General features: G+C 71.3%; 16 protein-coding genes. 10 read left to right on the forward strand and 6 right to left on the reverse strand.

The window, feature by feature from the left end; translation table 11 throughout:
- Positions 1-199 precede the first annotated feature (199 nt).
- The 5 genes from lpxC to ligA all read left to right on the forward strand — a co-directional run bounded on the left by lpxC (position 200) and on the right by ligA (position 6,570).
- The gene (gene lpxC, locus E5N76_RS25745; protein ID WP_149540585.1) at positions 200-1,171 is read left to right on the forward strand and encodes a UDP-3-O-acyl-N-acetylglucosamine deacetylase; all 972 of its coding nucleotides are present in this window, start codon (positions 200-202) and stop codon (positions 1,169-1,171) included.
- A 217-nt stretch (positions 1,172-1,388) separates the two neighbouring features.
- The gene (locus tag E5N76_RS25750; protein WP_149540588.1) at positions 1,389-2,243 is read left to right on the forward strand and encodes an outer membrane protein assembly factor BamD; all 855 of its coding nucleotides are present in this window, start codon (positions 1,389-1,391) and stop codon (positions 2,241-2,243) included.
- A gap of 24 nt (positions 2,244-2,267) precedes the next feature.
- Positions 2,268-3,947, forward strand: a complete 1,680-nt coding sequence (gene recN, locus E5N76_RS25755; RefSeq protein WP_149540591.1) for a DNA repair protein RecN — start codon at positions 2,268-2,270, stop codon at positions 3,945-3,947.
- Positions 3,944-4,408 carry a GNAT family N-acetyltransferase gene (locus E5N76_RS25760; protein WP_149540594.1) on the forward strand — a complete coding sequence of 155 codons (465 nt, stop codon included), beginning with the start codon at positions 3,944-3,946 and terminating at the stop codon, positions 4,406-4,408. The genes recN and E5N76_RS25760 overlap by 4 nt, the downstream gene beginning before the upstream one ends.
- 8 nt (positions 4,409-4,416) lie before the next feature.
- Positions 4,417-6,570 carry an NAD-dependent DNA ligase LigA gene (gene ligA / locus E5N76_RS25765; protein ID WP_149540720.1) on the forward strand — a complete coding sequence of 718 codons (2,154 nt, stop codon included), beginning with the start codon at positions 4,417-4,419 and terminating at the stop codon, positions 6,568-6,570.
- Positions 6,571-6,768: 198 nt separating this feature from the next.
- Here the strand turns inward: ligA and E5N76_RS25770 are convergent, their stop codons facing one another.
- The gene (locus E5N76_RS25770) at positions 6,769-7,068 is read right to left on the reverse strand and encodes a hypothetical protein (RefSeq protein WP_149540597.1); all 300 of its coding nucleotides are present in this window, start codon (positions 7,066-7,068) and stop codon (positions 6,769-6,771) included.
- Between the two features lie 353 nt (positions 7,069-7,421).
- Between E5N76_RS25770 and E5N76_RS25775 the strand changes: the two genes are divergently transcribed.
- A complete protein-coding gene (locus E5N76_RS25775; RefSeq protein WP_149540600.1) occupies positions 7,422-8,441 on the forward strand; it encodes an NADP-dependent oxidoreductase in 1,020 nt (339 codons plus the stop codon).
- A gap of 5 nt (positions 8,442-8,446) precedes the next feature.
- Positions 8,447-9,277: a hypothetical protein gene (locus E5N76_RS29870; RefSeq protein ID WP_207792113.1), complete on the forward strand. Its 831-nt coding sequence runs from the start codon at positions 8,447-8,449 to the stop codon at positions 9,275-9,277.
- 82 nt (positions 9,278-9,359) lie between these two features.
- Here the strand turns inward: E5N76_RS29870 and E5N76_RS25785 are convergent, their stop codons facing one another.
- From E5N76_RS25785 to pdxH, 4 genes are all read right to left on the reverse strand, one after another.
- Positions 9,360-10,070: a pirin family protein gene (locus tag E5N76_RS25785; protein ID WP_149540603.1), complete on the reverse strand. Its 711-nt coding sequence runs from the start codon at positions 10,068-10,070 to the stop codon at positions 9,360-9,362.
- 339 nt (positions 10,071-10,409) lie between these two features.
- A complete protein-coding gene (locus tag E5N76_RS25790) occupies positions 10,410-11,288 on the reverse strand; it encodes a universal stress protein (protein WP_149540606.1) in 879 nt (292 codons plus the stop codon).
- Between the two features lie 229 nt (positions 11,289-11,517).
- On the reverse strand, positions 11,518-13,005 hold the full coding sequence (locus E5N76_RS25795; RefSeq protein ID WP_235907887.1) for a bifunctional aminoglycoside phosphotransferase/ATP-binding protein: 1,488 nt from the start codon (positions 13,003-13,005) through the stop codon (positions 11,518-11,520).
- On the reverse strand, positions 13,002-13,589 hold the full coding sequence (pdxH, locus tag E5N76_RS25800; protein ID WP_149540608.1) for a pyridoxamine 5'-phosphate oxidase: 588 nt from the start codon (positions 13,587-13,589) through the stop codon (positions 13,002-13,004). The genes E5N76_RS25795 and pdxH overlap by 4 nt, the downstream gene beginning before the upstream one ends.
- A 105-nt stretch (positions 13,590-13,694) precedes the next feature.
- On the opposite strand from pdxH, the gene fabI reads away from it, so the two are divergent.
- Genes fabI through aroC form a run of 3 tightly spaced genes read left to right on the forward strand, consistent with a single transcriptional unit; the run spans position 13,695 to position 16,056 of the window.
- Positions 13,695-14,528 (forward strand): enoyl-ACP reductase FabI, encoded by an 834-nt coding sequence (fabI, locus tag E5N76_RS25805; protein WP_149540611.1) that lies wholly within the window; start codon positions 13,695-13,697, stop codon positions 14,526-14,528.
- Between the two features lie 32 nt (positions 14,529-14,560).
- A complete protein-coding gene (locus tag E5N76_RS25810) occupies positions 14,561-14,935 on the forward strand; it encodes a coiled-coil domain-containing protein (RefSeq protein WP_149540613.1) in 375 nt (124 codons plus the stop codon).
- 14 nt (positions 14,936-14,949) lie between these two features.
- The gene (aroC, locus tag E5N76_RS25815; protein WP_149540615.1) at positions 14,950-16,056 is read left to right on the forward strand and encodes a chorismate synthase; all 1,107 of its coding nucleotides are present in this window, start codon (positions 14,950-14,952) and stop codon (positions 16,054-16,056) included.
- A gap of 15 nt (positions 16,057-16,071) precedes the next feature.
- Here the strand turns inward: aroC and E5N76_RS25820 are convergent, their stop codons facing one another.
- On the reverse strand, positions 16,072-18,237 hold the full coding sequence (locus tag E5N76_RS25820; RefSeq protein ID WP_187830406.1) for a M10 family metallopeptidase: 2,166 nt from the start codon (positions 18,235-18,237) through the stop codon (positions 16,072-16,074).
- Positions 18,238-18,357: the final 120 nt, after the last annotated feature.

Genomic DNA, 18,357 nt, shown 5'->3' on the forward strand with positions numbered 1-18,357 from the left:
GCGACGCAAAAACTTTTTACGATCAGTGTGTTATGGCGAAATATGAGGAAATAAGGCTTGACTCGCAACCAGCCCCTCCGGCTGGCATGACCAGCCTGGGTGCGCCCTCGGGGTCGCAGCCCCCTTAGGCATCACGTCCCAAGGGATACCGGGATCCGGTTAACAGGGCCTGGATGCCCGGCACAGGACAGGGGTTGGCATGGACGGTTTCTTCCCGCTCGAGACAGGTCGTCGCAAGACGCTCAAAGCCGCCATCGGCTGCGTCGGCACCGGCCTGCACAGCGGCCGCCGGGTCCGCCTCACCCTGCGCCCGGCGGAGCCCGGCACGGGCATCCGCTTCCGCCGCAGCGATATCGGCCTCGAACTGCCCGCGCTCTACGACCATGTGGTGGATACCAGGCTCTGCACCGCCCTCGGGATTCCGGGGGAAGGCGCCGATCGCCGTATCGGCACGGTGGAGCATGTGATGGCCGCGCTCGCCGGCTGCGGGGTGGATGATGCGGTGGTGGAGCTGGACGGGCCGGAAGTGCCCATCCTGGACGGTTCCGCCGCGCCCTTCCTGTTCCTGCTGGATTGCACCGGCCTCATCGCCCATGGCGGCGGCGCCGTGCCGGCCGAGGCGATCGAGGTGCTGCGCCCGGTGCGCGTCACCGAGGGCGAGGGGCCGGAGGCGGCCCGGGCCGAGCTGTCCCCCTTTCCCGGGGACAGGCTGGAGGCCAGTCTAACCATCGATTTCGCCAATACCGCCATCGGCCGGCAGAGCCTCTCGCTGCGCCTGACGCCGCAGGCCTTCCGCGACGGGCTGGCGGATGCCCGCACCTTCACCCTGGCCGAGGAAGTGGCGCGGCTGCGGGCCATGGGCCTGGCCCAGGGCGGCAGCCTGGCCAATGCCGTGGTGGTGGATGGCCCGCTGGTGCTGAACCCGGGCGGGCTGCGGCGGCCGGATGAATTCGTCCGCCACAAGCTGCTGGACGTGGTGGGGGATATGGCGCTGGCCGGCGCCCCGCTGCGCGGCCGCTTCACCGGCCATCGCTCCGGCCATGCGCTGAACAACCGGCTGCTGCGGGCGCTGTTCGCGGACCGGGCGAATTGGCGTGCCGTGCCGGGCCCGGTGCTGGGCGAGGGCGTCGCGCCAAGGCTGCCGGCCGCGGCTGCGGCGGCGGTGGCCTGACCGCTTGGGGAAGGGCCCTGCCCTCCCCCACCTCCCACTAAGGGCCGAAGGTCGTTCGAACCCTTGCGTCGGCTGGTTGAGCCTGTTCGCGCCGAACTCATGATTGCCAAAGGCCCTGCGGCCTTTGGCGGGGAGAGTTCGAGAGCGGCAGCGCCCCCCTCACCCCCAGGCCGGGCCCATGCTATAGGACGCTTCCGCATTGCATGACCGGCCCCTGATGATTCGTCGCGCCCCTCTTCTGCTGCTCCTCCTCGGCTTGGCCCTGCTGCCCGGCTGCAGCATGTTCAGCGCCTGGGACGGCCGCAGTTCCAGCCTCACGCGGACCGGGCCGGACCCGACGCGCGACCAGACCGCCGAGGGCCTTTACGGCGCCGGCATCGAGGCGCTGCAGGCCCAGCGCTACCAGCAGGCGGTGGACTATTTCGACCGGGTGGAGCGCGACCACCCCTATTCCACCTGGGCCACCAACGCCAAGCTGATGGCCGCCTATGGCGAGTACCAGCGCAACCGCTACACGGAGGCCATCGGCGCGCTGGACCGCTTCATCCAGCTCCATCCGGCGCATCGCGACATCGCCTATGCCTATTACCTCCGCGCCCTCTGCTACTACGAGCAGATCAGCGATGCGCAGCGCGACCAGCGCGGCACGGAACAGGCCATGGCGGCGCTGCAGGATGTGGTGAACCGCTACCCGGACACCGCCTATGCCCGGGATGCGCGGCTGAAGATCGATCTCGGCCGCGACCATCTGGCGGGCAAGGAGATGAATGTCGGCCGATTCTATCAGCGCCAGAAGCTCTACGGCGCGGCGATCGGCCGCTTCAAGCGGGTGGTGGAGGATTATCAGACCACCAACCATGTTCCGGAAGCGCTGCACCGCCTGACCGAGATCTACCTCGCCCTCGGCCTGACCGAGGAGGCGCGGCAGACCGCCTCGGTGCTCGGGCATAATTTCCCTGGCAGCCCCTGGTACCTGGACAGCTACGCGCTGCTGGCCGATGACCAGAGCCTGGCGGCGCCCAGCGGCGAGCGCCCCGGCTTCTTCAGCCGGGCCTGGAACTGGATCTTTTGAGCCGGGCCGGCTGAGCGCCCGCCGATGCTCGCCTCGCTGGCCATCCGCGACGTCGTCCTGATCGAGCGGCTGGACCTTGCCTTCGGCCCCGGCCTGACGGTGCTGACGGGCGAGACCGGCGCGGGCAAGTCCATCCTGCTGGACAGCCTCGGCCTGGCCTGCGGCGCCCGCGCCGAAGCCGGCATGGTGCGGGCCGGGCAGGCGCAATGCTCGGTCAGCGCGGAATTCGCGCCGCCGCCCAACCACCCGGTCTTCGCCATCCTCGCCGAGCAGGCGATGGAGCCGGAGGAGACGCTGGTGCTGCGCCGCGTGGTGCAGGCGGATGGCCGCAGCCGCGCCTTCGTCAATGGCCAGCCCGTGGCGGCCGGGGTGCTGCGGCGCCTGGCCGCCGCGCTGGTGGAGGTGCAGGGGCAGCACGACCAGGTGGGGCTGGCGGATCCCGCGACGCATGGCGGGCTGCTGGATGCCTTCGGCGGGCTGGACGCGCAGCGCCAGGGCGTCGCCGCCCTGCACCGCGCCTGGCGGGAGGCGGAGCGGAGCCTCGCCGCGGCGCGGGAGGCGATTGCCGCGGCGCAGCGGGACGAGGAATTCCTGCGCCATGCGGTGGAGGAACTCTCCGACCTCGCGCCGGAAGACGGGGAAGAGGAGCAGCTTTCCGCCGAACGCCAGAAGCTGCAGCAGGGCGAGCGGCGCAGCGAGAGCATCGCCGCCGCCCTGGCGGAATTGCAGCCGCGCGACCGCCGTCGCGGCGGCCCGGCCGAGGCGCTGCGCAATGCCGCCCGCTCCCTGGAACGCCTGCCGGCGCCGAATGAGGAGGCGCAGCCGATCCTCGGCCTGCTGGCCACCGCCCAGGACGCGGTGGCCGAGGCGGAGACGCTGCTGGAGCGGCTGCTGCAGGAGGGCGCACCCGATCCGCGGCGGCTGGAACAATTGGAGGACCGCCTGTTCGGCCTGCGCGCCGCCGCCCGCAAGCACGCCGTGGCGGTGGTGGAACTACCGGCGCTGCTGGTGAGCCTGAAGGAGCGGCTGGGCGCGCTGGATGCCGGCACCGGCCGCGTCGCCGCGCTGGAGGAAGCCGCCGCCGCCGCCCGCCGCGACTATCTGGCGGCCGCCGAGGCGCTGTCAACCGCCCGCCGCGCCGCCGCGGCGAAGCTGGAAGCGGCGCTGGGCAAGGAGCTGCCGCCGCTGAAGCTGGACCGCGCCAAAGTCTTCGTGGAGGTGGCGCCGCGCGAGGAAAGCGCCTGGGGTGCGGATGGCATGGACCGCGTTACCTTCCTGGTCGCCACCAATCCCGGCCAGGCGCCGGGGCATCTGCAAAAGATTGCCTCGGGCGGCGAGCTCTCGCGACTGATGCTGGCGTTGAAAGTTGTCCTGGCACGCGGCTCGCCGGTGCCGACGCTGATCTTCGACGAGGTGGATGCCGGCATCGGCGGCGCCACCGCGGCGGCGGTGGGGGAGAGGCTGGCACGGGTCGCGGAACGGCTGCAGGTGCTGGTGGTGACCCACAGCCCGCAGGTCGCGGCGCGCGGGGCACAGCAATTGCGGGTGGCGAAGCAGGTGAAGGGCGAAAGGGCGGCGACCGTCGTGGAGCCCTTGGGCAAGACGGAAAGGCGGGAGGAGATTGCCCGGATGCTGGCCGGGGAAAGGGTGACGGATGCGGCGCGGGCGGCGGCGGACAGCCTGCTGACCGGGGGGCTGCTGTGATCCGCGCCGCCGCGCCGCAGGACGCGCCGGCCCTTGCCGCCATGCTGCGGGCGCTGAATGATGAGCCGGGGCTGGCACCGGAACGGATCACGCCGGAGGGCGTGGCGCGCGACCTGATCGCCGATCCGCGGTGCCGCGTCCTGCTCGCGGTGGAGGGGGATCGCCCGGTCGGCCTCGCCACGGCGCACCCCACCTATGACAGCGGCCAAAGCCGCTGGGGCCTGTTCCTGAACGACCTTTACGTAGCGCCGGCGGCGCGGCGGCGCGGCCATGGCCGGGCGCTGGTGGCGGCCATGGCGGCGGCGGCTCTGGCGGAAGGCGGCGGCTTTCTCTGGTGGAATGCGGATGCGGGGGATGCCCTCGCCCTGGCCTTCCATCGGCACCTGGGCGCGGTGCGCGCGATGGTGGAGGATTTCACCCTGGCGGGGGAGGCGCTGGCGCGGCTGGCGCGGGCGGCGTGAGCGGCAGCCTGCGCAGCCGCCGCGTCGAGGATCTCACCGAGGTCGAGGCCGCCGAGGAGCTGGCCACCCTCGCCGCCGAGATCGCCGCCGCCGACATCGCCTACCACCAGCATGATGCGCCGGAGATCAGCGACGCGGAGTACGACGCGCTGCGCCGCCGCAACGTCGCCATCGAGGCCCGCTTCCCCGAGCTGAAGCGCAGCGACAGCCCGAGCGAGGCCCCGCCCGGCGCCGCCCCCGCTGCCGGCTTCGCCAAATCCCGGCACGGCACGCCGATGCTGAGCCTCGACAATGTTTTCGAGGCCGCGGATTTCGTGGAGTTCACCAGGACCATCCGCCGCTTCCTCCGCCTGCCTGACGAGGCGGTATTGCGATTCGTCGCCGAGCCGAAGATCGATGGCGTCTCCGTCAACCTCATCTACGAGAACGGCGCCTTCGTGAAGGGCGCGACGCGCGGCGACGGCACCGAGGGCGAGGACATCACCCGCAACCTCGAAACCTTCAGCGCGGCGGAACTGCCCCGCCGCCTCGGCCCCGACGCCCCGGCGCAGATCGAGATACGTGGCGAGGTCTTCATGTCGAAGGCGGATTTCCTCGCCTTCCGCGACGATCAAGCCCGCCTCTCGGAGGAACGCGAGCAGCGGCGCGAGCGCGGCGAGAAGGTGGGGCCGGAAATCCGCATCCCGGCCAATCCGCGCAACGCCGCCGCCGGCTCGCTGCGGCAGCTCGACCCGAAGGTGACGGCCGGCCGGCCGTTGCAGCTCTTCGCCTATGCGCAGGGCGCCTCCTCCACCCCGGTCGCCGAGACGCATTGGGCGTATCTGGAGGCGCTGAAGCGCTGGGGCTTCCGGGTCAACCCGCTCTCCCGCCTGTTGCCGGACGAGCATGCGGCGGAGGCCTTCCAGGCCGAGATCGGCGCGCAGCGGGCGAGCCTCGCCTATGACATCGACGGCGTGGTGTACAAGCTGGACCGGCTGGACTGGCAGAGCCGGCTCGGCTTCGTCGGCCGCACGCCGCGCTGGGCGACGGCCTGGAAATTCCCCGCCGAGCAGGCCACCACCGTGCTGCTGAAGATCGACATCCAGGTCGGCCGCACCGGCGCGCTGACGCCGCGGGCGGTGATGCAGCCGGTGAATGTCGGCGGGGTGATGGTGCAGCACGCGACGCTGCACAATGAGGACGAGATCGCGCGGAAGGATATCCGCATCGGCGACACGGTCATCCTGCAGCGAGCCGGCGACGTCATCCCGCAGATCGTCGGCATCGTGGCGGAGAAGCGGCCGGCGGACAGCCAGCCCTTCGTCTTCCGGGACACCTGCCCGGCCTGTGGCAGCCATGCGGTGCGCCCGCCGGGGGAGGTGGTGCGGCGCTGCACCGGCGGGTTAATCTGCCCGGCCCAGACGGTGGAGCGGCTCAAGCATTTCGTCAGCCGCAACGCCATGGACATCGAGGGGCTGGGCGAGGAGAACATCATTGCCCTGCACGAGGCCGGGCTGGTGAAGAGCCCTGCCGACATCTTCCGCCTGAAGGACCATGCCGAGACCATCAGGCAATGGGAGGGCTGGGGCCGCGCCTCCCGCAGCGAATCGAAGAAGCTGGCCAACCTGCTGGCCGCCATCGAAAGCCGGCGGCGGCCGCCGCTGGAACGCTTCATCTTCGCCCTCGGCATCCGCCGCATCGGGGCGCAGAACGCCAAGCTGCTGGCGCGGCACTACCACGACGTGGCGAATTGGCGGGCGCGGATGCTGGACGCCACCGTGATCGGCTCCGAGGCGCGGGAGGAGCTCGGCTCCATCCAGGGCATCGGCCCGGCCATCGCCACGGAGCTGGCGGAATTCTTCAAGGAGGAGCGCAACCTCGCGGCGCTGGACGATCTGCTGCGGGAGGTCTCGCCCTTGGCCGCCGCCAGCTTCGGGGACAGCGCCAGCCCCTTCGCCGGCAAGACCATGGTCTTCACCGGCACGCTCGATCGCACTTCCCGCGACGAGGCGGAGGCGGTGGCGGAGCGGCTGGGGGCGAAGGTGACGAAGAGCGTCTCGAAGAAGACCGATTTCGTCGTGGTCGGCGCGGAGGCCGGCAGCAAGGCGACGAAGGCCGCGGAACTCGGCATCCGCATGCTGACGGAGGCGGAGTGGCGGGAGATGGCCGGGCTGGAGGGCTAGAACGGTTTCACGCTGACTGTGCAGCGCGAAACCGCTCTAGCTTATGGATTGTAGAGTAGATTCACGCCTCCGGGCGATGCCGCCCTCCGGCGATCTGCTCTAGGCCAAAGGAGCTAGTCGCGGCGGGCGAAACGGGCCGCCCCCGTCAGGGCGGCCCGACAGTCTTCGGGGCCCGGCCGGGCCGGGCCCCGCACAGCGTCAGGGCCGGTGGCTGCGCGCCGGCGGCGTCGCCGGCGTGCCGGTGCCGCCGACATTCCCGGTCGGGCCGGAATAGGTGACGATCGGGCGGCCCGCCGCGTCGGTGCCGGTCACGGTCGGGGTGCCGGCCGAGGCGTTGGGGCTGCTGCCGCCGATATCGCGCACCTGCTGCTGGATCGCCGGGGCGCCGGGGCCGGCGGCGGCGCCGGCCGGCGGCGGCCCGCTGGGCGCGCTCACCTCAGCGCAGGCCGAAAGGGCAAGCCCGGCGGCAAGGCCGAGCAGAAGCTTGGATGGATGCATGGCTTTCTTTCTCTCTCCTTCCCGCCCGCGCGGTTCCCTTGCCGGCATGTAACCGGGCCAGGGACTCGTCGGTTACCACTGAGTCATCCGGCTCCGCCAGTCTGCCGTGAAATAATCGGGCGTACCACCCTCCCGCGGCCGTGATGATGCCTTCCGGGCATGAAGCTTCAAAGCTGTGGCCGGAATGCGCGGTCCGCCGCCGCCCCTTCCGCCATCGCCGAATCGACCCGATCTTCTCCCTGCCCCGGCGTCGCGGGGCCCGCCCGCCGCCGAACCGGCGTCCGGCGGCCCGGACCGCGCCCCTCCGGGGCTCCGCGGCCGGGCCGGCCGCGCCGAGCAAGAAGGACCGCGCCATGGCCGAGACCAACCTGCAGGTACTGCTGCGCCGCCGCCCGAAGGGCGAGCCGGTGCCGGAGGATTTCGAGATCGTCGAGACGCCGGTGCCGGTGCCGGCCGCGGGGGAGGTGCTGGTGCGCGCCCGCTTCCTCTCGCTGGACCCCTATATGCGCGGCCGCATGTCGGAGGCGAAGAGCTACGCCAAGCCGGTGGCGCTGGGCGCGGTGATGGAGGGCCAGACGGTGGGCGAGGTGGTGGCGAGCAACGCCCCCGGCTTCGCGCCCGGCGATACGGTGCTGGGCGGCTTCGGCTGGCAGCGCTTCTCCTGCGCCAGCCCGGCGCGACTGTTCCGGATCGACCCCGCCGAGGCGCCGCTCTCGGCCAGCCTTGGCGTGCTCGGCATGCCGGGGCTCACCGCCTGGGTCGGGCTCGAGGATATCGGCCTGCCGAAACCGGGGGAGACCCTGGTCGTTTCCGCCGCGTCGGGCGCGGTGGGCCAGGTGGTCGGGCAACTCGGGAAAATTCGTGGCTGCACGGTCATCGGCATTGCCGGGGGGCCGGAGAAATGCCGCTTCGTCACGGAGGAGCTGGGCTTCGATGCCTGCCTCGACCATCGCGGCGACCTGAATGCGCAGCTCGACGCCACCTGCCCGGAGGGGATCGACATCTATTGGGAGAATGTCGGCGGCGCGGTGCAGGCGGCGGTCTTCCCGCGCTTCCGGGATTTCGGCCGGATGGTGATGTGCGGCGTCATTAGCCAGTACAACACGGTCGAAGGGGCGGACAGCTTCGGCGGCCCGCCTGGCCCCAATCTCGGCGCGGTGGTGCGCAAGCGCCTGCGCATTCAGGGCTTCATCGTCAGCGACAATGGCTGGCCACGCTATGGCCAGTTCCGGCAGGAGATGTTGGGCCATATGGCGGCGGGCATGATGCAGTGGCGGGAGGATGTGGTGGAGGGGCTGCGCAACGCCCCCGCCGCTTTCATCGGCCTGCTGAAGGGCGCCAATTTCGGCAAGCTGGTGGTGAAGATCGATTGACCGGGATGGATGCGGCGCTGGCCGCGGCGCTGGCCGGGCAGCGCGTGCTGCTCTGCTACGGGCTGCTCGGCGAGCTGATGGTGCGGCTGCACGTGGACTACATGGCGGGGCAGCTCCTCTGGCTGCGCGGCCTGGGCGTGGACGTCGCGGTGGTGCCGCTGGCCACCGGCGCGCCGGTGGCGGGCAATGCGGCGGAGATCGCCGCCGCGGTGCTGGCGGCGGACCGGCCGGCGCTGCTGGTGGGCCACAGCAAGGGCGGGCTGGAAGCGCTGGCGGCGCTGCTGCAGCCGGGGGTGGCGGCGCGCTGCCGCGGCTTCGTCGCGCTGCAATCGCCCTTCCATGGCTCCCCGGTGGCGGATGCGGTGTGCCAGCAGAAGCCGCTGCACCTGGCGGCGCATCACGTGCTGAAAGCGCTCGGCCTGGGGGATGGGCGCGGGGTGCAGGACCTGACCACCACGGTGCGCGGGGCCTGGATGGCCGAGCATGAGGCGGCGATCATGGCCCTGGCCGCGACCCTGCCCATGCTGAGCCTGGCGACGGTGCTGCGGAGCGCCGAGGATTGGCAGGACAATGTCTACCTGCCGGTGGCGCGCTGGATGGAAAGGCTGGGGGCGGGGCCGAATGACGGGCTGGTGCCGGTCGCCTCCACCCTGCTGCCAGGGGCGCGGCAGGAGGTGCTGGAGGGCGGGCACCGGGCCCTGGTGGCGGAGGGCAGCGGCAGGGACCCGATCGGGGTGCTGCGGCGGGCGCTGGCGGAGGTGCTGGGGGCGGAAGATTGGGGGCGCTGCCCCCAAACCCCCGCCGGGGGGTGGACCACCCCCCGGACCCCGGTGTGAGTTTGCTGGTTCAACCCGCCGACTCGGGGCGGGTGCAGGGGGCAGAGCCCCCTGCCGGGGTGTGGGGCGGAGCCCCACCCCGCTACTCCGCCGCCACCTCCACCATCACCAGCTCCGCATCCTCGGTCGCGGTGATGGCGATCTCCGCCTCATCGACGATGCCGACGCCGTCGCGGCGGTTCACCGCCTGGCCGTTCACGGTGACGGCGCCCCTGGCCGGCACCAGATAGGCGGCGCGGCCCTTGGCGAGCGGCTGGACCACCGTCTGCCCCGCCTTCAGCGTGGCGGCCAGCACTGCGCCGTCCACGTTGATCGGCAGCGCCCCGCTGCCCTCGTCGCCGGGGCGGCCGCTGGCCAGCACCTCGAACCCCGCCTCGCGCTGCTCCTTCGGGAAGCGCTTGGCGCCCCAATTCGGCTTGGCGCCGCGGCGGTCCGGGATGATCCAGATCTGGAAGATGCGGGTGGTGTCGTCCTCCAGGTTGTACTCGCTATGCACCACCCCGGTGCCGGCGGACATGATCTGCACGTCGCCCGCTTCGGTGCGGCCCTCATTGCCCATGTTGTCGCGATGGGTGATGGCGCCGTCTCGGACATAGGTGATGATTTCCATGTCGCGGTGCGGGTGCGGGTCGAAGCCGGTGCCGGCGGCGATCTCGTCATCGTTCCAGACGCGCAGCTTGCCCCAGTTCATGCGCGAGGGGTCGTGGTAATGCGCGAAGGAGAAATGATGGCGGGCCTTCAGCCAGCCATGCTCGGCGCCGCCGAGGCTCTTGAAAGGACGGATGTCGATCATCGGTGTGCTCCGTCGGACGGGTTTGTCGTCCGTTGGCGCGGAAGATGGCGAGGCGGGCGGGCCGGCGCCATGCGGCGGGCGTGATCGCGGTCATTGGCGGGGGCTATGGTCGCCGCGGGGCGGTGCTGCCCGGCGTGACCGGCGGCGCTTCGCCCCCGATCCGGCTCCAACTCGCTGTTCGGACGCGTGATTCACGGTTTCGGCCGCTTCGATCTCAACCGATCGCGCCCGAGGCTCCCGCGCCGCCCGGCGCCCTGCCCCGCCCTTACCGCGGCAGGGACACGGGGCCAGGAGCACCCCCGGGGCCGCCACGGCACCGCGCCGCGGTGCCGCGGGGATTCACCGGCACATCAGCACCGGCATGTCGCTGTTCTCCAGCACATGCCGCGTCACGCCGCCCAGGATGAGCTGCCGCAGCCGGGAATGGCTGTAGGCGCCCATGCAGAGCAGATCGGCGCGGAAATCCCGCGCCGCGCCCAGCAGCCCGGCGCCGACATCCTTGGTCTGCGGCTTGAACTGCACCGGCTCCGCCAGGATCTCGTGCCAGCGGAGATAGGCGCGGATGCCCTCCACCTGCGGCCCGCGGCGCTGGTACTCATCGGCATAGAGCAGCCGCACCGCCTGCGCCCGGTGCAGCCAGGGCAGCGCCGCGGCGATGGCGGCGGCGCTCTCCGCGCTGCCATTCCAGGCGCAGCAGACGCGGGTGCCGATGGTCTGCGGCACATGCCGCGGCGCGATCAGCACCGGCCGGCCGGAATCGAACAGCACGGCATGCAGCGCGTCGGAGGAGGAGACATCCTCCTCCGCCTCCGGATGCGGCACCACGGCCATGTCGTAGAGGCGCGATTGCTGCGCCACCACGTCTTCCTCCCGCCCCGCGATGCTCTCGAAGGAGAGGGTCGGGCCGCCGGTCTTCAGCGCGCTCTCGGCGCTGTTCGCCAGCGTCACCCCGCCGGCATGCTCGGCGAAGCGCTCGAAGAGGGCGCGCACGCGGTTGGCGCGCTCGCCGCTCTCGCGTTCGGTCGCGGCCATCATCTCCTCGATCATGGCGCCGGAGAGGCCTTCGCCGGCCAACGGCGCCACGTCGCGCGCATCCACCCGCACATGCAGGCAATGGACATGCGCGTTCCATATCCGCGCGACCATCAGCGCGGTGGCAAGAGCCGCTTCCCCGGCAGCGGTTCCGGTCAGCGGCAGCAGCAGGCGACGATAAGCCATGGCGCGTCTCCCAAACGGCGCTTCCGTCGGCAGGCTAGTGTCCTGCCCGCGAAGTTCGCTGGCTTTCCAGCGAACGCAGCGGACAAGCGGGCCACTGAAAACAAAAGCCAGTGTCCCGATTCCGAAGTCCGCAGGACTGCGGAATCGGGACACTAGAGCATTTCCTGGCCCGGCGGAAACGCTTGCCGTTCCGCACCATGCGAACGGCGCAACCGGCCCTGCCGTTGCATCACGGCGGACCGGGCGGCCCGTCTCCGCCGCCGGCATCGAGACCGAGCGCCGCGCGCGCCGCGGGCAGCGGGTCTTCCGTCGCATCCAGCACATGCCAGGCGATCTCGCCCATATCCCGCGCCGCGGTCGCCGCCAGCACCGCCGCATCGGCATCCGAGGCATCGCCGCGCCGTCGCGCGATGCGCGCTTCCAGCACCTCCTGCGGGGCGGTGAGCCAGAAGCCGGTGAAGGGCGCGGTGCCGGCGGCCTGCTCCAGCGCGGCGCGTTCGGACGGACGACCGAACACCGCATCCGCCACCACCGCATGGCCGGCGCCGATCGCCTCCGCCGCCTGCGCGGCGAGTTCGGCGAAAACCGACTCGCTGGCCTCTGGCGCATAGGCGGCAGGCGGCAGGCGCTGCTCCGGCGGCACGCCGGCCTGGCGTTTGCGAATTTCGTCGCTGCGCAGCACCAGCGCGCCAGGCGCGGCGCCGAGCTCCGGTGCCAGGGCCCGGGCGAGTCGCGACTTGCCGGTACCCTGCAGCCCGCCCACCGCGACCAGGCGGGGCGGCGGCGGCGCGAGATAGGCCTCGGCGCGGGCGAGATAGGCCAGCGCCTCCTCCCGCCGCCCGCGTGCGCCGGCGACATGGGCGCGGATGATGGCCCGCAGCGAGAGCCAGGCCGGCAGCCCGGCCGCCAGCCCGATATCCCCGCTGCGCGCCACGTAGCGGTTCAGCACCCGGTTGGCGGCGGCGCGGCCCAGCCGGTGCTCGAGGTCCATCAGCAGGAAGGCGAGATCGTAGCCGGTGTCGATGGTGGCCAGCGCCTCGTCGAATTCCAGCGCGTCGAAGGGGCAGACCCTGCCCTGCCAGAGCAGCAGGTTCCCCAGGTGCAGATCGCCATGGCAGCGCCGCACCCGCCCCGCCGCCTGCCGCGCTGCCAGCACCGGGGCCAGCGCCGCCAGCCGGGTGGCCAGCGCCGTATTCCAGGCAGCGATGCGCGCCTGCGGCAGGCCGGCGGCGAGGGCGGCGCGGCGATTTCCCTCCCGCACCGCTGCCATGTCGTTCAGCGGCGCGGCGGCGGGCAGGGCGGCGTGCATGGCGAAGACGGCATCGGCCAGCGCATCCAGCCGCGCCCCGTCCAGCCCGCCCGCCTCCGCCACCGCATCGAGGAAATCGCCGGACGGCACGGCGGCCATGCGCAGCACCCATTCCACCGCCTCGCCCGGCCCGTCCAGCTCCACCCCGCCCTCCGGCGTGCGGGTCACGGGCAGCACCGCCTGGTAGAGGCCCGGCGCATGCGGCGCGTTCAGCGCCAATTCGCGCCGCAGGAAATGCTCCCGCGCCGCCAGCGCGGTGAAGTCGAGGAAGCCGAGGGCGACCGCCTTCTTCAGCTTCCAGGCATGGTCCGGGCCGACGAAGATGGCGGAGATATGGGTCTCCAGCGGCGCCGCCCCGGTCAGCCGCCGCAGCAGCGCCGCGATGGGCAGCTGCGGCGCCGGGATCACGGGTAGAGCGCCTCCACCCGCCAGCCATCGCCCTCGCGGTGGAAGACCTGCCGGTCATGCAACCGGAACTGCATGTCCTGCCAGAACTCCATCCGGCGGGGGATCAGGCGGAAGCCGGACCAGAATTCCGGGCGCGGGATCTCGCCGAGGCCGAATTTCAGCGTGTATTCGGCGACGGCCCTCTCCAGCGCAAAGCGGCTTTCCAGCGGGCGGGACTGCTTGCTGGCCCAGGCGCCGATCCGGCTGCCGCGGGCGCGGGAGGCGTAATAGGCATCCGCCTCCACCGCGGTGACCGGCTCCACCCCGCCTTCCACCCGCACGCTGCGGTGCAGCGACTTCCAGTGGAAGCAGAGCGCGGCATTGGGATTGGCCGCCAGCTCCTGCCCCTTGCGGCTTTCGAGGTTGGTGTAGAAGACGAAGCCCCGCGCATCGGCGCCCTTCAGCAGCACCATGCGGGCGGAAGGAACGCCGTCCTTCGTCGCGGTGGCGAGGCAGACCGCATTCGGATCGTTCGGCTCCGTCTTCGTCGCCTCCGCCATCCAGGCCTCGAAACGGGCAATGGGGTCGGCGGCGCTGCTGCTCATGGCGAGGATCCCGGAGCGGGTGGTGCGGGCCAGGTCCCCCTTGCCCGCCGGGCGGGGGTGTGCCACCACGACCGCCTCTCCGCAACAGCCCGGTTCCTTTCCCTCATGCCCGACGCGCCGCTCGCAGACGCCCCCACCGGCACGCTCATGGCGGGCAAGCGCGGCCTCGTCATGGGCGTGGCCAATGACCGTTCCATCGCCTGGGGCATCGCCCGGGCGGTCGCGGCCCAGGGTGGGGAGGTAGCCTTCAGCTACCAGGGCGAGGCGCTGGAGAAGCGCGTGCGGCCGCTGGCGGAGAGCATCGGCGCCCGCCTGGTGCTGCCCTGCGACGTGACCGATGAGGCGAGCATCGACGCCCTGTTCGCTGCGCTGCAACAGGAATGGGGTGGGCTGGATTTCCTGGTGCATGCCATCGGCTTCGCCAACAAGGACTACCTCCGCGGCCGCTATCTGGACACGCCGCGGGACGTCTTCGCCCAGGCGCTGGACATCTCCTGCTACTCCTTCGTCGCGGTCAGCCAGCGGGCGGTGCCGCTGATGCAGCCGGGCGGCAGCCTGCTGACGATGAGCTATCTGGGCGCCGAACGTGTCACCCCGCATTACAACGTGATGGGCGTGGCCAAGGCGGCGCTGGAGGCGAGCGTGCGCTACCTGGCGGCCGATCTCGGCACCGCCGGCATCCGGGTGAATGCGATTTCCGCCGGGCCGATCCGGACGCTGGCGGCCAGCGGGATCGGCGATTTCCGCTACATCCTGAAATGGAACCAGCTCAACAGCCCGCTGCGCCGCAACGTGACCATCGAGGAGGTGGGCGGGGCGGGGCTGTACCTGCTGAGCGACCTCGCCGCCGGGGTGACAGGCGAGGTGCATCATGTCGATTGCGGCTACCATATCGTCGGCATGAAGAATCCGGACGCGCCGGATATCAGCACGGTGTGACAATGGGCGGCCGGATAGGCTAGGATCGGCCCATGCCGGTGATCGCCCTGGACACCCATGCGGTGGTGAAGGAGCTGCAGGCCGCAGGCTTCACCGAAGCCCAGGCGGAAGCGGTGACGCGCGCCGTGCGGAAGGGGCAGGAGATCGATTTCTCCGATCTGGCGACCAAGGCCGACCTGGCGGAGTTGCGGCAAGCGACGAAGGCCGATATTGCTGGGCTGCGGCACGAGCTCGATGCTCACCGCCAGGCCACCAAGGCCGACATTGCGGAGCTGCGGCAAACGACCAAGGCCGATATCGCGGAACTCAAGGCCGATCTGCTGAAATGGGTCATCAGCGCCGTCGGGTTGCAGACCCTCGCTGTGCTCGGCACCCCCGTCGTGCTGACCCGCATCCTCCAGCACTGAGCGGCAGCCGCCCCTTGTCCCATAATTCCTTCGGCCATCTCTTCCGCGTCACCACCTGGGGCGAATCCCATGGCCCCGCCATCGGCTGCGTGGTGGATGGCTGCCCGCCGCGCCTGCCGCTGACGGAAGCGGACATCCAGCCCTTCCTGGACCGCCGCCGCCCCGGCCAGTCCCGCTTCGTGACGCAGCGGCAGGAACCGGACCAGATCCGCATCCTCTCCGGGACCTTCGAGGGGGTGACGACCGGTACCCCGATCGCCCTGCAGATCGAGAACACCGACCAGCGCAGCCGCGACTATGGCGAGATCAAGGACCGCTTCCGCCCCGGCCATGCCGACCTGACCTATGAGCTGAAATATGGCGTCCGTGACTATCGCGGCGGCGGTCGCTCCTCGGCGCGGGAGACCGCGATGCGCGTCGCCGCCGGCGCGGTGGCGCGCAAGGTGCTGGGGGCGGGCGTGACGATCCGCGGCGCCCTGGTGCAGATCGGCGCAGATAAGGTGGACCGCGCCGCCTGGGACTGGGCCGAGGTGGGCCGCAATGAATTCTTCTGCCCCGATCCCGCCGCCGCCGCGCGCTGGGAGCAGGCGCTGCTCGCCGCCCGCAAATCCGGCTCCTCCCTCGGCGCGGTGATCGAGGTGGTGGCGGAGGGCGCGCCCCCCGGCCTCGGCGCGCCGATCTACGGCAAGCTGGATGCCGAGCTCGCCGCGGCGCTGATGAGCATCAATGCGGTGAAGGGCGTCGAGATCGGCGAGGGCTTCGCCGCCGCCGCCCTCTCCGGCGAAGCGAACGCGGACGAGATGCGCATGGGCAAACAGGGCGAGGTGGTGTTCGGCAGCAACCATGCCGGCGGCATCCTCGGCGGCATCTCCACCGGCCAGCCCATCGTCGCGCGCTTCGCAGTGAAGCCCACCTCCTCCATCCTCACCCCGCGCGCCGCAGTGGACCGCTTCGGCCAGGAGGTCGAGGTGCAGACCAAGGGGCGGCACGACCCCTGCGTCGGCATCCGCGCCGTGCCGGTGGGGGAGGCGATGCTGGCCCTGGTGCTGGCGGACCATCTGCTGCGCCACCGCGCGCAGAACCCGGACGCGCCCGACCGCGCCCGCCTGCCGCGGAACTGACGCATCGCCGCCGCTTCAGGCCAGCAGCACATCCCCGGCCGAGAGGCTGGTGACGCCGTTCAGCACGACCCCATCCCCCTGGCCGAGATCGAGCGCGCCATTGCCGCCCGCCACGGTGAAGCCCGCCAGCACCTCGGCCAGGCTGCCGAAGCCCAGGCCGATGAGCAGCAGCTTGTCCGTGCCCGCAGCGAAATCGCCCACCACATCGGCGCCGGTGCCGCGGCGGAAGGCGAAGACATCCGCCCCCGCCTCGCCGAACAGCAGGTCATTGCCCGCGCCGCCATCCAGCGTGTCATTGCCCGCCCCGCCCAGCAGGTAATTCGCCGCCGCGTTGCCGGTCAGCGCGTTGCCCAGCGCATTGCCGGCGCCGAAGGCGGTGCTGCCCAGCAGCACCAGCGCCTCGACATTCTCCGGCAGGGAATAGCCGCCACCCGGGATGGCGGCCTGGACCGTGTCGCTGCCCTCGCCCGGCTGCTCGACGACCAGGTCGCCCGCCGAATCCACGAGGAAGAGGTCGTCGCCCGCCTCGCCAAAGAGCTGGTCGGCCTCGCCGAACCCGCTGGCGCCGTCCAGCGTGTCATTGCCGGCGCCGCCCACCAGCAGGTCGAAGGCGGCATCGCTGCCGCCGGAAAGGCTGTCATCGCCCGCCTCGCCCTGCAGCACATCGGCATCGGCGCCACCGAGCAGGGTGTCGTTGCCGGCGCCGCCGAACAGCGAGTCGAGGCCGGCCTCGCCCTCCAGCCGGTCATCGCCCTCGGCGCCATGGAGCACGTCTGCGCCCGCATCGCCGCGCAGCACATCCGCGCCGCCCCAGCCCACCAGCATGTTGTCGCCCTCATTGCCGATGAGGCTGTTGGCCAACTCGTTGCCCACGCCGGAGATGCCACCGGTGCCGGCCGCCAGGGCCAGGTTCTCCACCCAGGCGGAGAGGTAGAGGCCGACCGAGCTGGTCACGCCATCCGTGCCGCCGCCCGCCTCCTCGATGACCAGGTCGCCCGGGTCGTCCACCAGGAACCAGTCATCGCCGGCACCGCCCACCAGGCTGTCAGCCCCCCCGCCGCCATTCAGCGTATCGGGCCCGGCGCCGCCTTCCAGCGTGTCATTGCCGGCATTGCCCTCCAGCCAATTCGCCACGTCATTGCCGACGATGCCGTCATTGCCGACGCCGCCCCGGGCATTCTCGATCACCGCGCCGAAGGCGATGGCCAGGTTGTCCACCCCGTCATAGCTCGGGGTCGGCACGGCCGTGGCCCAGGCGGGAATCTCGAGGTGCCGCTCGGCCTCGGTCAGCCGCATCGCGATGCTGCTGAAATGCCCGTCGCGCAGGTCGATGCGGCTCGGCAGCACCTGGTTGCTGGTGTCGATGGTGTCGATGCCGCCGCCATCCCAGATGGTCTCGAACAGCGGGGCATTCGTGGCCCAGCCATAGAAGGTGGCGCCGGCATTGGTCGCCGTGTTGGCGCCGTAGAGATACTGCATGGCCGCGATGTCGTAGAGCATCGGCCCGCTCGGATAGAGCGTCCCCGTCACCCAGCTATAGGCGGAGGCATCGCCGGTGACGGTGACGATGCCGAGATTCTCCGGAATGGCGTAGGCCATGACGCTGGTACGCAGCGTGGCCTCCGCCGGGGGCAACGGGTCGGCGCCGTCCTGCGGGTGCTGCAGGCCCAGCGCATGGCCGATCTCATGCACCAGCACCTCATAGCCATAGGCGCCGGACGTCATCACGCCGTTCTCCGGCGCGTCGTTGATATAGATGTCGCCCATCCAGGGCACGGCGTTGTAGCCGGTGACGGTATTGGTCGCGGGGTTGTAGGTATAGGCGAAGCTCGGCGGGAAGGCGTAGCCGCCGCGATCCGCCATGCTTTCCTGGCCGAAGCGGAGCTGGCCGCCACCGCCGTCATCCGCCACTTCGGTGAAGGTGAGGTTCGCCACCGCCGCCCAGGCCGCCAGCGCCCGCCGCGCCCCGTCCTGCAACGCCGCGGTGAAGGGGACGAAGCCCGGATGGATGTCCGGGCTTTCATACTCCGGCACCGTCGCCATGAAGCTGTAGGTGAGGCTGACGGCGGTGCCGAGGCCAACACTCAGCGCAAGGTCGGTGCCCGCCGCCAGGGGAAAATTCCACCTTGTCGAGGTCCCGCCATCCTCCAGCAGGTAGAGAAGAGGGTCAAAGGCTGCCATCATCGCTGCTCCACCGACCGGGCGAGACTAAACCGCCTCCCCCAAGATTCGGTTGCCTGGCCCGACAAAACGGCGCTTGACGGCCATGCCGCCTTGGCGCTTTTCGGGCGGACGGAATTC

The sequence above is a fragment of the Siccirubricoccus phaeus genome, assembly GCF_008360935.1.
GTDB classification, from domain to species: domain Bacteria; phylum Pseudomonadota; class Alphaproteobacteria; order Acetobacterales; family Acetobacteraceae; genus Siccirubricoccus; species Siccirubricoccus phaeus.